At 60.5% G+C, this 13,615-nt stretch carries 12 protein-coding genes; 9 read left to right on the forward strand and 3 right to left on the reverse strand.

Annotated features, from left to right (window positions below; translation table 11 throughout):
- Window positions 1-73 precede the first annotated feature (73 nt).
- Window positions 74-952: a GNAT family N-acetyltransferase gene (locus ACQZ5F_RS14995; RefSeq protein WP_225338609.1), complete on the reverse strand. Its 879-nt coding sequence runs from the start codon at window positions 950-952 to the stop codon at window positions 74-76.
- Between the two features lie 240 nt (window positions 953-1,192).
- On the opposite strand from ACQZ5F_RS14995, the gene argE reads away from it, so the two are divergent.
- From argE to ACQZ5F_RS15025, 6 genes are all read left to right on the forward strand, one after another.
- On the forward strand, window positions 1,193-2,317 hold the full coding sequence (gene argE, locus ACQZ5F_RS15000) for an acetylornithine deacetylase (RefSeq protein ID WP_448730613.1): 1,125 nt from the start codon (window positions 1,193-1,195) through the stop codon (window positions 2,315-2,317).
- Between the two features lie 18 nt (window positions 2,318-2,335).
- Complete coding sequence (locus tag ACQZ5F_RS15005; RefSeq protein ID WP_225244264.1) at window positions 2,336-3,262, forward strand: 2-hydroxyacid dehydrogenase; 927 nt, start codon at window positions 2,336-2,338, stop codon at window positions 3,260-3,262.
- Between the two features lie 29 nt (window positions 3,263-3,291).
- Window positions 3,292-3,648 carry a cupin domain-containing protein gene (locus tag ACQZ5F_RS15010; protein WP_004438300.1) on the forward strand — a complete coding sequence of 119 codons (357 nt, stop codon included), beginning with the start codon at window positions 3,292-3,294 and terminating at the stop codon, window positions 3,646-3,648.
- 190 nt (window positions 3,649-3,838) lie between these two features.
- The gene (locus ACQZ5F_RS15015) at window positions 3,839-5,302 is read left to right on the forward strand and encodes an aldehyde dehydrogenase family protein (RefSeq protein ID WP_225338611.1); all 1,464 of its coding nucleotides are present in this window, start codon (window positions 3,839-3,841) and stop codon (window positions 5,300-5,302) included.
- Window positions 5,303-5,315: 13 nt separating this feature from the next.
- Window positions 5,316-6,359 (forward strand): tartrate dehydrogenase, encoded by a 1,044-nt coding sequence (locus ACQZ5F_RS15020; RefSeq protein ID WP_225338612.1) that lies wholly within the window; start codon window positions 5,316-5,318, stop codon window positions 6,357-6,359.
- Window positions 6,360-6,374: 15 nt separating this feature from the next.
- Window positions 6,375-7,832, forward strand: a complete 1,458-nt coding sequence (locus ACQZ5F_RS15025) for an NAD-dependent succinate-semialdehyde dehydrogenase (protein ID WP_225338613.1) — start codon at window positions 6,375-6,377, stop codon at window positions 7,830-7,832.
- A 218-nt stretch (window positions 7,833-8,050) separates the two neighbouring features.
- On the opposite strand, the gene ACQZ5F_RS15030 is transcribed toward ACQZ5F_RS15025, so the two are convergent.
- Together ACQZ5F_RS15030 and ACQZ5F_RS15035 are read right to left on the reverse strand one after the other, a co-directional pair.
- A complete protein-coding gene (locus ACQZ5F_RS15030; RefSeq protein ID WP_225338614.1) occupies window positions 8,051-9,325 on the reverse strand; it encodes an NAD(P)/FAD-dependent oxidoreductase in 1,275 nt (424 codons plus the stop codon).
- Window positions 9,326-9,340: 15 nt separating this feature from the next.
- Window positions 9,341-10,009, reverse strand: coding sequence for a haloacid dehalogenase type II (locus ACQZ5F_RS15035; RefSeq protein WP_225338615.1), 669 nt, complete (start codon window positions 10,007-10,009; stop codon window positions 9,341-9,343).
- Between the two features lie 322 nt (window positions 10,010-10,331).
- Between ACQZ5F_RS15035 and ACQZ5F_RS15040 the strand changes: the two genes are divergently transcribed.
- From ACQZ5F_RS15040 to ACQZ5F_RS15050, 3 genes are all read left to right on the forward strand, one after another.
- Window positions 10,332-11,168 (forward strand): GNAT family N-acetyltransferase, encoded by an 837-nt coding sequence (locus ACQZ5F_RS15040; RefSeq protein ID WP_225338616.1) that lies wholly within the window; start codon window positions 10,332-10,334, stop codon window positions 11,166-11,168.
- Between the two features lie 14 nt (window positions 11,169-11,182).
- Entirely contained in the window at window positions 11,183-12,556 is a 1,374-nt protein-coding gene (locus ACQZ5F_RS15045) for an aspartate aminotransferase family protein (RefSeq protein WP_225338617.1), read from the forward strand.
- Between the two features lie 286 nt (window positions 12,557-12,842).
- A complete protein-coding gene (locus ACQZ5F_RS15050) occupies window positions 12,843-13,526 on the forward strand; it encodes an HAD-IA family hydrolase (RefSeq protein WP_432704566.1) in 684 nt (227 codons plus the stop codon).
- The last annotated feature ends 89 nt before the right edge of the window (window positions 13,527-13,615 follow it).

The following is a 13,615-nucleotide window of genomic DNA, read 5'->3' on the forward strand; positions in this document are numbered from 1 at the left end:
GTCCTGCGACAAACGCATGCACACGACAGGAACCCAAAATGCGTGACATGAATTCGATGGGATGCGGCGCGCTTCAGCAAAGGGATGGGCCTGCCAGAGCAAAGATACCAGCAGAGCCGGTGCCTGCCGGCTGCGGTGCATTTTTTGACATCGTCGTCAGTGTTTCAATCACCACCAGCCCGGATTGCGCCAGAAAATCGGTGAAAAAACCGTCATCGCGCACGGCATCGAGCCGGACAAGCTGGTCGTCGAGATCGGCAAAATGCCGCCTGACCAGCGCGACTGCCTCGGCTTCCCCCTCCGCAACCACCGGGCCGATGATGTGGCCCCGCCCTGCCGCCCGCCGCAGCGCGAAGGCGGCCAGACGATCCGCCTCGAACAGGCCATAGCCGGTGTTTTCCCGCAGGAGACGCCGCAGCACGCCCCGGCGTGAAACGCCGAAAGCCTCCCGGTCCAGATCTTCCACGGCGGACAGATGATCTTCCGAAACCGGCTCGATCCTCTGCTTCTTGCCAAGCTGCGGCGTTTCAGTGGTGCAGCGGGGCTTGCCGCGCAGAAGATGCACCCTTTCCGTATCTCCGGTAAAACCGAGCCCCGCAAAAAGCCGCCGCGACACCTCCGTGGCATTCAACCGCAAGGCAGCGGCAGGATATTTCGCCACAAGCTGCCTGACCAGCCAGGGTGCTACGCCCTGCCCCTGCAGGCGTGGGGAAACGATGACCATGCCAAGCGTCGCAAAAGCCCGATCATAGGGAAAAAGCATGGCGGTCGCGACAACCCGGTTGATCTCGTCCAGCGCCGCAAGGCCGACACCGCATTGGCGCAGGAAACACCATTCATTGGCATGATACCGCCATCCGACAGCCATGGAGAGGGCATGCAGGTGATCCGCCTCCACATCCGCGATATCCACGGTCCGCAACTCGAAACTATCGACTTTGAGCAGCTCCATAGCAAACGGCTCTCATTCCCTCCGGCGCGGAACCTTCGGTCCCGGCAGCCCAGCCCATGACATCCGAAGATAACCGGCCCTGCCGGCAGGAATTTTCTGAAAGCACTGGAAGGACACAACAATCTACCGAAATCACCGGCATTTCAGCAGATAAACGCCGCCGGCCACTCTAAGCTTCTGCGAGGAATAATCCGGCCAGCATAAACGACCGGCCAGTGGGGACGACCAGCGGGGACGACCATGAACGCAATCGAAATCCTTGAGCGTCTCGTCGCCTTCCCGTCCGTTGTCGGCACCGCCAATGGCGATATTGCCGGATGGATCGCCGACTACCTGGAAAGCCAAGGCGCGAAAGTCTCGCTGTTGCCGGGTCCGGAGGGCGACCGCGCCAACCTCTTCGCCACGTTCGGCCCGGCCGATCGCGCCGGTTACATCCTCTCCGGCCACATGGATGTGGTGCCGGCCGGAGAACCGGAATGGTCTTCCGATCCGTTTCGGTTGAGAACCGAAAACGACCGGCTTTACGGGCGCGGAACCACCGACATGAAAGGGTTTCTCGCCATTGTGCTCGCTGCAGCACCGGCATTTTCGCGCATGGCGCTTGAACGGCCGGTGCATATTGCCTTTTCCTATGACGAGGAGGCGGGCTGCCGTGGCGTTCCCCATCTCATCGCCAGCTTGCCGCAGCTTTGTGCCCCGCCGGCGGGCGCCATCATCGGCGAACCCAGCAATATGCGCGCCGTTCGCGCCCATAAGGGCAAGGCCGCAGCGCGCATCACCCTGCGCGGCCGGTCCGGCCATTCCTCACGTCCGGATCAGGGGATAAACGCCATTCACCTGATGACCGGCATCATGGCAAAGGCGGTCCAAACCGCCGATACGCTGACGCGGGGACCTTTCGAGGCGACCTTCGAGCCGCCCTATTCCTCGCTGCAGATCGGCACGGTCAAGGGCGGGCAGGCGATCAACATCATCCCCGATCATTGCACCATCGAACTGGAAGCGCGGGCAATTTCGGGCGTCTTACCACTCGCCCTGCTGGAGCCGGTACAAAGCGCCGTCGAAGCGCTTGCCGCAACGGGCGTCGATATCGAATGGACACCGATGAGCGCTTACCCCGCATTATCGCTTCCAGCCGAAGCGCCGCTTGCTTTGCTTCTGGAACAACTGACCGGCACCCCCAACCTCGCAGCCGTCAGCTACGGCACGGAGGCCGGGCTTTTCCAGGCGGCGGGAATAGATGCCATCATTTGCGGCCCGGGCGATATCGGCCGCGCCCACAAGCCGGACGAATTCATAACCGCGGGCGAACTTGCCGCCTGCCAGTCGATGCTGGAAACACTCGGCCGCCGCTGCGCCGCTTAACCGAATGACGGATTTCAGATGACGTTTCTCTTCAATTCCGACGCAAAGCGCGGCGAAATCTTCCGGCAGGCTCTCGCCACCGAACTGCCGGGCCTGCCGTTTTCAATTGATGCCGCCACTGTCGATCCCGATGCGGTGCGTTACCTCATCACATGGACGGTGCCAGAGGATATCGCGCGTTACCGCAATCTCGAAATCCTGTTTTCGATCGGCGCAGGTGTCGACCAGTTTCACATCGATGCAATCCCGGAAACGGTGAAGGTCGTGCGCATGGTGGATGAAGGCATCATCCGTATGATGCAGGAATATGTCTGCCTCGGCGTGCTTGCCCTTCACCGCAACCTGCCGGCCTATCTGGAACAGCAGCGCCAAAACCTATGGAAAGCCCTGCCGGGCCAGCGGCAGGCGGAGGAATGCCGGGTCGGCGTTCTCGGCCTCGGCATGCTGGGCGTTGCGGCACTGGAACGGTTGAAACCTTTCGGTTTTCCGCTTGCCGGCTGGAGCCGTTCTCCGCGCCAGATCGATGGCGTCACCTGCCACCACGGCGATGATGGGCTGAAAGCCATTCTTTCCACCAGCAATATCCTCGTCTGCCTGTTGCCGCTGACGGACGAGACTACCGGGCTTCTAAATGCCGAGCGCCTTGGCCTGCTGCCGGATGGCGCGGCTCTCGTCCATGCCGGGCGCGGCAGACAGCTCGACCATGGCGCACTCCTCGATGCACTCGACAGCGGCAGGCTTTCCGGCGCGGTGATCGACGTCACAGATCCCGAGCCGTTGCCTGGGGACCATCGTTTCTGGACCCATCCGAAAATCCTCCTGACGCCGCATATTGCCAGCGTAACCCAGCCCCATTCCGCCGCCCGCACGGTCGTCGACAATATCAAACGATACGAATCCGGCCTCGAGCCGCTCGGCCTTGTCGACCGCAGCCGCGGATATTGATCATCCGCCTATTTCAGAAAGGAAAATCCATGCCGCTTCTCAAGCCTATCGACACCAATCCCGATTTTGAGCCGAAGGCCTCCAAGGCCCTGCCGGAACGCCTGATCGCCGGCGACCCTTCATTCAAGACTTGGGCGCTGGACGAAGCCCGCGATGGAACCGTAAAGACCGGCATATGGGAAGCGACCCCGGGCGAAAGCCGTTCGATCAAAGGTGAGACCTTCGAATTTTGCCATATTCTGGCCGGCGTCATCGAAATCACCCCTGATGGCGGCGAACCGCAGCGTTACACGGCAGGCGACAGTTTCGTCATGAAGCCCGGTTTCGTCGGCGTCTGGAAGACCATCGAAACCGTCCGCAAGATCTATGTCACCGTGAACGGATGAGGTAAAACCCGCCGTTTTTCGAGATCGCGCATGGTAGCGGTCAGAAACACACGACAGGCAGCGCGCCGCAAAAGATTGCGCTGTCTGTCGGTGACAAAACGGGATTTTCATTCATCGCCCGCGCCACAGTCGGTCGATTTCGCTTGGCGGCAGGGATTAGCTTTAAGGGCATATCCACAGAGGATTTCCCATGACGCTCAGCTTCGATCCAGACAGCCTGTCTTTGCCAATCGGCCATTTCATCGGCGACCGGCTGATCCCGGCTAAAGACGGCATCGACATGCACCGCCCATCGGACGGCATGGAATATGCCGGCTGCCCGAAGGCGGATGCGGCGCTGGTCGACGAGGCGGTACAAACCGCCAAGGCGGCGCTGAAAAGCAGCAATTGGGGCGGCGTGCGGCCGCGCGAACGCACCAAGGTCTTGCAGCGCTGGGCCGACCTGATCGAAGCGGAAGCCGAGACCTTGGCGAAAATCGAGGCGCTGTCCTCGACGCGGCCGGTGGGCCAGCTGATTGCCGGCGATATCGCCGTCACTGCCGAGCAAATCCGCTTCTTCGCCGAATTCGCGGACAAGGAAGGCGGCGATCTGGTGCCGACCGACGACACAAGCCTCGGCATGATCATGACCGAGCCCTATGGCGTTGTCGGCGCGATTACGCCGTGGAATTTCCCCGTCTCCATGGCCGGCTGGAAGCTCGGCCCGGCGCTGGCGGCCGGTAATGCCGTGGTGCTGAAACCATCGGAAATGACGCCTTTCTCCAGTATTTTCATGGCGCAACTGGCCATCAAGGCAGGGCTGCCCGCCGGTCTCATCAATATCGTGCTGGGTGATGGGCCGGTGACGGGCAATGCCATTACTGGACACCCCGAAATCTCCAAGGTCAGTTTCACCGGCTCCACCGCTGCGGGCGCTGCCATCATGGCCAATATCGCCCGCACGGGCATCAAGCCCATGACGCTGGAACTCGGCGGCAAAAGCCCGCAGCTGGTCTTTGCCGATGCGGATATCGAAAAGGCGGCAGCCGCAATCGCCGGCAATATTCTTTCCAATGCGGGGCAGGCCTGTGTGGCCGGCTCACGCATCATCGTCGAAGAAAGTGCGGCAGACGCCCTTTCCACTGCCATCATCGCCCGCATCAAGACGGTCAAGCCCGGCCCGACCTGGGACGAAACGACCCAATATTCCCCGATCATCTCCGAAGTGCAGCGCAAGCGCATCGACGGCATCGTTCAGGCGGCCGTCGCCCATGGCGGAGAATGCTTGACCGGCGGTGCGAACATGGACGGCCCCGGCTATTTCTACCAGCCGACGCTGATCACCAATGTCGACCAGACCTCGCCCGCCGTCACCGAGGAAATCTTCGGCCCGGTGCTGACGCTGCAGACCTTCCGGACGGAAGAAGAGGCTCTGGTGCTTTCCGACCATCCGACTTACGGTCTGGCGGCGGGTCTTTTCAGCCGCGATATCTCGCGTGTGATGCGCCTGTCGCGCGCCATCCAGGCGGGAACGATCTGGGTCAACCGCTATGGCCGTTCGCGCGACCATATCTTGCCGACCGGCGGTTACAAACGCTCCGGCATCGGCAAGGACCTCGGGCGGGAGGCCTATCTCGCGAACCGCAAGAGCAAAAGCGTCCTCATTGGACTGTAACAGGGGAAAAGTCTTGAAAACGCATCGCATCGCACTCATTCCCGGAGACGGTATCGGCAAAAGCGTGACGGACGCCGCATGGCAGGTTCTCAACGCCGCCGCCAAAAACTCCGGTTTTGCGCTTGAAGGCACCGAATTTCCCTGGTCCTGCACCTTCTACAAGGAAACCGGGGCGATGATGCCGAAGGACGGCATCGAAACGCTGCGCGGCTTTGACGCCATTCTGCTCGGCGCAGTCGGCTGGCCGGCGCAGGTGCCGGACTCGGTTTCGCTACACGGCCTGCTGCTGCCGATCCGCAAGGCGTTCGTGCAATATGCCAATATCCGCCCGCACCGGCTTCTGCCCGGCGTGCAGGGACCTTTGAAGGCCGATGGCTTCGACATTCTCTGCATCCGCGAAAATACCGAGGGTGAATATTCCGGCGCAGGTGGGCGCGTGCATCAGGGCACCGATGACGAGGTGGCCGTTGAGACCTCGATCTTTACCCGCAAGGGCGTGGAGCGCATCCTGCGCTTCGGTTTCGAACAGGCACAGAAACGTCGCGGCAAGCTTGCCTCCGTCACCAAGTCGAACGCCCAGAAATATTCGATGGTGTTCTGGGACGAGGTAACGCAAAAGCTCGCCGCCGAATATCCTGACGTCGAGGTTTCCAGCTATCACATCGACGCCATGGCGGCGCGCATGGTCATGGCCCCGGAAAGCCTCGATGTCGTGGTCGCCTCCAATCTCTTCGGCGATATTCTGACCGATCTGGGTGCCGCCATTCAGGGCGGCCTCGGTTTTGCCGCCTCCGCCAATATCAACCCTGATCGCAGCGCGCCGTCCATGTTCGAGCCGGTGCACGGTTCGGCTCCTGACATCGCCCATCTTGGCATCGCCAATCCCATCGCCGCCATCTGGTCCGGCGCGATGATGCTGGAGCATCTCGGCGAAAGCGATGCGGCAGCAAAGATCATGACGGCGCTGGAAACGGCGACTGGCCTGGGCGTCGGCACAGTGCCGGGCAAGGATAAGACGGATGCCATAACTGCTGCGGTTCTCGCGGCACTCGACTGATTTCGGAGAGAGATGATGCAGGGATTGAAGGACAAGGACCTTTTTCGCCAGACAGGTTTGATCGGCGAGGCATGGAAGGTTGCGGCATCGGGCAAGGTGGTCGACGTGATCGACCCGGCAACGCAGGCGGTGATCGGCACCGTGCCTGACATGGACGGCGCGGAGACCCGCGCGGCGATCGAAGCCGCCAACGCCGCCTTTGGGCCATGGAAGAAGAAAACCCATGCGGAGCGCGCTGCCCTTCTCGAAAAGTGGTTCGCGCTGATGATCGAACATGTCGACGATCTTGGCCTGATCCTCACCACCGAACAGGGCAAGCCGCTGGACGAGGCGAAGGGTGAAATTCGCTACGGCGCATCGTTCGTCAAATGGTTTGCGGAAGAAGCCCGACGCATCAGCGGCGGCACCATCCCCTCGCCGACTCCGGATCGGCGCATCGTGGTGCTGAAGGAGCCGGTCGGCGTCTGCGGCATCATCACGCCGTGGAATTTCCCGAATGCGATGATCACCCGCAAGGTCGCGCCGGCACTTGCGGCCGGCTGCACCGTGGTCATCAAGCCTTCGGAATTCACGCCCTATTCGGCCCTGGCGCTTGGCGTTCTTGCCGAACGGGCCGGCATTCCCGCAGGCGTCATCAACATCGTCACCGGCATGCCGACTGACATCGGCAACGAAATCATGGCCAATGAGACCGTGCGCAAGATTTCCTTCACCGGCTCAACCCGCGTCGGCTCACTTTTGATGCGCGGCGCTGCCGACAGCATCAAGCGGCTGTCGCTGGAACTCGGCGGCAACGCACCCTTCATCGTGTTCGACGATGCCGATCTCGATCTCGCAATCGAAGGCGCGCTGATTTCGAAATTCCGCAATGGCGGCCAGACATGCGTCTGCGCCAATCGTATTCTCGTGCAGTCGGGCGTTTACGACGCCTTTGCGAAAAAACTGGCTGACCGTGTCGATGCCATGCGGGTCGGCCCCGGAACGGAGCCGGGCGTTGCCATCGGCCCGATGATCAACGGGCCGGCCATCACCAAAATCCGCGCGCATATCGACGACGCTGTCTCCAAGGGTGCGACGATCATCACCAGACCACACGATCTGCCTGATGGTCCGCAATATACCGCACCCGTGGTGCTGACCGGCGCTACCACGGCCATGCGGCTGGCGAATGAAGAGACCTTCGGCCCGGTGGCGCCGCTTTTCCGTTTCGAGACCGAAGAGGAAGCGCTCGCCATTGCCAATGGCACACCCTTCGGCCTTGCCGCCTATTTCTACACCGAAAGCCTCAAACGCGCCTGGCGTGTAGGCGAAGCACTGGAATTCGGCATGGTCGGCCTCAACACCGGTGCGATCTCCACCGAAGTCGCCCCCTTCGGCGGCGTCAAACAATCCGGCCTCGGCCGCGAAGGCGCGCAAGTCGGTATCGAGGAATATCTGGAAATGAAGACGTTCCACATCGGTGGGCTTGTCTGAGCCTTCAGTCTTTCTCCCCGCCTAAAGGGCCGCTCTGCGGCCCTTCTTTTTGTGAGCGTGGAACTGAAAAAGCCGTAGCATTTACACTCCGTCACCCGGACTTGATCCGGGGTCCAATGCGATCAAGGACTTGATCGCAGAAGACTCTTTCACCGCGCAGACGCGCGGTGGCTGGATGCCGGATCAAGTCCGGCATGACGGAAGAACAAACAGCCCCCTTACTGAATCTTGTCCAGCATCTTGTAATAAAACCCCACCAGCGGCAAAAACCACGGCTTGCCGAAATGGCCCGGCACCGCCGGCCAGTCCAGCCCTTTCAGCGGGTTATTGTCCGGCCGTCCCAGAATGGCGTCGGCCATGATCATGCCGAGATGGGTGGAAAGCTGCGCGCCGTGGCCGGAATAACCCATGGCGTACCAGACACCATCATTAAAACCGGCGCGCGGATAACGATCCTTGGTCATGTCCACCAGGCCGCCCCAGCAATAATCGATCGGCACATGGGAGAGCTGCGGGAATATGCGATGTAGGGCTTCCGTCAGAATTGCGCCGCTCTTGGCGTCCGAACGCTGGTCGGAGGTTGCGGAAAAGCGGGCACGGCCACCAAAGATCAGCCGATTGTCCGGCGCGAGCCGGAAATAATTGCCGATATTCATGGAATTGACGTAAGTGCGATTGCCCGGAACCGAGGCCCGAACTTCCGCATCCGTCAGCGGCCGCGTGGCGATGATGAAGCTACCGACGGCGATGATGCGGCGGCGGAAATAGCTAAAGCCGGAGGGCGTATAAGCGCCAGTCGCCACAAGAACATTGTCGGCCGTCACCTTGCCGCGCGTGGTTTCCAGCTCGTGGGTTTTGCCGTTCTGGATGTGCTTCGTCACCGCCGCATTTTCAAAGATCACCGCACCATGGCGACGGGCGGCCTCGGCAAGGCCGGCCACATAACGGCCCATATGCATCATCGCGCTCTTCTTCGAAAGCATGGCGCCATAAAAGGGCGAGCCGATCTCCGCCTTGAGATCGTCGACAGACAGAAGCGCCGTATCGGGGTCGACCTCGGCATGGACCGCCTCGAAGTTTTTCGCCAGCCCCTCGAAATGCTGCGGCTTCGAGGCCATTTTCAGCTTGCCGGCCCGGCGGAAATTACAGTCGATGCCTTCCTCTGCAATCAGACTTTCCAGCGTGTCGATTGAGGCGTCCAGCGCCTTGTAAAGTGCGATCGCCCGCTCCTTGCCGAGTTCGGCTTTGGCGGAGAGATAAGAATGGGCAAGGCCGTTGTTGAGGTGGCCGCCATTGCGGCCGGAAGCGCCCCAGCCGACACGCTGCCCTTCAAGGACAATCACGCGTGCGCCAGCCTTGGCGAGCTGGCGCGCCGCACCGAGACCGGTGAAGCCGCCGCCGATGACGGCCACATCATAGTGGCCTTCCACAGGACCTTCCGCCGCCCCCGCGAACAGGGGGGCGGTGTCGTGCCAGTAGGAGACGAGCTTCATGGTCCGATCCTTTTCTTAAAGTCCGACGACGCCCGCAAGACCACCGATATTGGCGATTTCCACGTAACCGTAATAGGGGTTTGCCGGTTCATGGCCGCGGTTCACCCAGACCTTGTTCTTGATGCCGAGATCGTGGGCAGACATCAGATCGTAGCGGAACGACGAAGAGACATGCAGAATATCTTCCGGGCCGCAGCCGAGCATGTCGAACAAATATTCGAAGGCCTTGAAATGCGGCTTGTAGGACTGCGCCTGTTCGGCCGTATAGACGGCATGAAACGGTGCGCCAAGCTTTGCGACATTCGATATGATCTGCGAATTCATGGCGTTGGACAGAATGACCAACGGAATTTCCTTGGCGACCTTTGCCAGACCGGCTGGAACGTCGGCATGCGGACCCCAGGTGGGAACCCGCTCGTAGGTCATTACGGCATCCTCGTCCTTGAAGGAAACGCCGTTGCGTTTGCAGGTGCGCGACAGGGCATTGTGAACAACCTCGGCGTAAGGCTTCCAGTCATCCATGACCTCGTCAAGACGATAGGCCGAGAAGTTCTTGATGAACTCCTGCATCTCAGTCTCTCCCAGACGATCGCCATAAAGATCGCGGGCAGCTTCTGCCATCTGGAAGTTGATCAAAGTACCGTGGCAATCGAAAGTGATATATTTGGGGCGGAAGATGGTCATGTCATCGTCATCCTTGCTTGGGGATCGGTGGTGGCCTCGATAATAAGATCATAATGGCCTTTGCCCGGTCGGCGCACCGCAATTGCCATTCGCGGAAGCAGATTGTTGCGTATGCAGCCGCCAGTTTGGCAGAGAGTTGCGTTCCAACGTCCTGCCCGTTTTCACCAGCCCCGTCTTTTCTCCCGAGGTGAACAACGAGCGGCATAAGATGCGGCGGCGGGTGAAAGCAACAGTGAAACATATCGAACCTTGCCATTCGTCGGGACAATGTTCTTTTACCCCCGGTCTATCAATGAATGAGCAGAATAAACGGAGTTGGGCCATGCAAGCCAGCCTGATCGCTATCCAGAATTTCGAGCCTGAACACCTCGATGCCGCCGTCGAACTTTCCCGCCAGGCCGGCTGGCCGCACCGCCGGGAAGACTGGGCACTGGTCCTGGCACTCAGCAAGGGTTTCGTCGCATTGGAAAATGGCCGCGTTGTCGGCACTGCAATGGCAACGCTTCTCGGCAAAACCTGCGCCTCGGTCAATATGGTGATCGTGGATGAGACCATGCGTGGTCGCGGTCTCGGACGCCAGTTGATGAACGCCGCCCTCGAAGCCGCCGAAAATCGCGAATGCCGCCTGACCGCTACCGCCGATGGCCTTCCGCTTTACGAAAAGCTGGGGTTCGTTGCCTGTGGTGAAGTGCGCCAGCATCAGGGAATTCCAGCAGCCTCAGCTAAGCCCGCCAGTGTGGAATGGGCGGAAACGATTGCGCCGACCGAGCTTGCCGCCCTTGATGCGCAAGCTTTCGGTGCGGACCGCATCGCCCTCTTTACGGAACTTGCCGACAGGGCGCGTTTCGCGGTCGTAAAAGAACAGGGCGTCATCACGGGTTTTGCCGGCCTACGCGCCTTCGGTCGCGGTGAAGTCATCGGCCCGGTTGTGGCAGAAAACGCTGAAATCGCACGAGATTTGATCGCTTTCATGCTGTCGGAGCGCTCCGGTGCATTCCTGCGCTTAGACACCACGGTCGATACGGGCCTTGGCCCCTGGCTTGCCGAACAGGGGCTTGCCCTTGTCGGTGGCGGCATCGCCATGCGCCGGCCAAAGGCCGAAATTCCGACTGACAAAAAACTGAAAACCTTCGCATTGACCAGCCAGGCGCTGGGCTGAATCTGGAGAAACCCATGTTAAGCAATTCCCTGATCGAACTGGACCGCGCCCATCTGGTGCACCCCGTCTCTTCCTTCCGCGGCCATGAAAAGCTTGGCGTGCGGGTGCTGAAATCGGCGAAAGGCGCCACCGTCACCGATATGACCGGCCACCAGTTGATCGACGGTTTTGCCGGGCTCTGGTGCGTTAACGCCGGTTACGGCCATGACAGCATCGTTGAGGCGGCGGCAAAGCAGATGCGGGAATTGCCCTATGCCACCGCCTATTTCGACATTGGCAGCGAACCGGCCATCCGGCTGGCCTCCGAGCTTGCCGACCGGGCGCCCGGTGATCTCAACCACGTCTATTTCACGCTTGGCGGTTCCGATGCTGTGGACAGCACCATTCGCTTCATCCGTTATTACTGGCATGCAAAGGGTGAGCCTCAGCGCGACCAGTTCATTTCCATCGAACAGGGTTATCACGGCTCCACCACCGCCGGTTCGGGCCTCACCGCCCTGCCCGCCTTCCATGCCGGTTTCGGGGTGCCTTACGACTGGCAGCATAAAATCCCGTCGCATTATGCCTATCGCAACCCGGTTGGAAACGACCCGGCCGCCATCATCGCCTCCTCACTGCAAATCCTGAAGGACAAGATCGAGGCCATCGGCCCGGATCGGGTCGCGGCGTTTTATGCCGAACCTATCCAGGGCTCGGGCGGCGTTCTGGTGCCACCAACGGGCTGGATCAAGGCGATGCGCGACCTCTGCCGCTCCTATGGCATCCTTTTCGTCGCCGACGAAGTGATTACCGGCTTTGGCCGCACCGGCCCGCTATTTGCCTGCGCCGACGAGGACATCGTGCCGGACTTCATCACCGCCGCAAAGGGCCTCACTTCCGGCTATGTGCCGATGGGTGCCGTCTTCATGGCTGATCATGTTTATGATACAATTGCCGACTTCGCGGGCGAAGCGGCCATCGGGCACGGATATACCTATTCCGCCCACCCTGTCAGCGCCGCCGTTGGTCTGGAAGTGCTGAAGCTTTACGAAGGCGGGCTGCTGGAGAATGGTCGCCGCGCCGGTGCGCGACTGATGGCCGGACTGGAGGGCCTGAGAAGCCATCCGCTGGTGGGCGATGTCCGCGGCCGCGGCATGCTTGCAGCGATCGAGCTTGTGACCGACAAGGAAAAGAAAACACCGCTTCCGGCAGCCGCCACGCCGGCCCGCAAGGTTTTCGACCGCGCGTGGGAAAACGGCCTCATCGTCAGAGCCTTCGCAAACGGCATCCTCGGTTACGCACCGCCGCTCTGCTGCACCGATGGCGAAATCGACGCCATTATCGAGCGGACGCTGAAAACCCTCGACCAGACGCTCGAGGACCCGACGGTGCGGGCGGCAATGGCCTGAGGCGCAACCCGGCTGTATCGCGGCACCTTCTCTAAATGTCGCAACACACCGCATATTCGCAATATTCTGCCGAAGAGCCGATCCATTTCGGCGAATCCGGCGTGCTGGAAGTGCCAAACTATCCTTAGAAAAAGCACAAAGCGCCATGAAAACCGGCGTTTTGAAAAATGGGAACGGGACAAGGATCTCGTCCGGGAACAAAATAAAATGCCGCAGCCTCCCCCAAGAGGAGGAGGCGGCAGAGCGGAGACCGACATTGCCCAAAAAATTGAACGACTTCAAATATATGAGCTTCGATGTGGTGGGAACTCTCATCGATTTCGAAGGGGGTCTGAAATCGACCCTGACGCAGATCGGTACTGAAAACGGTGTCGAGGTCGACGGTGAAAAGGCGCTCGGCCTTTACCGCGCGGCCCGTTACTCAGACGCAACCGACCTGTTTCCCGACGATCTCGTCCGCGTATATCTCATCATCGCTCCGGAACTCGGTCTGCCGGCAGAGCGTGCTCTTGGCGAGCGCCTGCGCGACGCCGCCAAAAACTGGAAGGGTTTCGAAGACAGCCGTGCCGCCATGGCGCAGCTTGCAAAGACACACCGCCTCATCGCCATGACCAATGCCCAGCGCTGGGCCTTCGATTACTTCTCTAAGGAACTCGGCAATCCATTCCATGCCGCTTTCACGGCGGATGATACCGGCACCGAAAAGCCGGATCCGGCCTTCTTCGAGAAGGTGTTTGCCTTTGTTGAGAGCGAGGGCGCATCGAAAGACGACATCCTGCATGTCGCGCAAAGCCAGTACCATGATATCGGCATTTCCCGGAAGCTCGGCATGACCAATTGCTGGATTGAGCGCCGCCACGACCAGAAGGGATATGGCGGTACGATCGAGCCGGAAAACTTTACCGAGCCGGATTATCACTTCACCTCGATGGCCGGCCTTGCCGAAGCCGCGAGGCAGGCGGGGGGCTGAACCGCCCTCCACCAAGGGCGTGGCGCGAACTGGGACGTGGCCCGCCGGAATTTTCTGCAGACGCATTTCAACAAATCATACAAAAGGGG

It is taken from the genome of Agrobacterium sp. 22-210-1 (genome assembly GCF_053522525.1).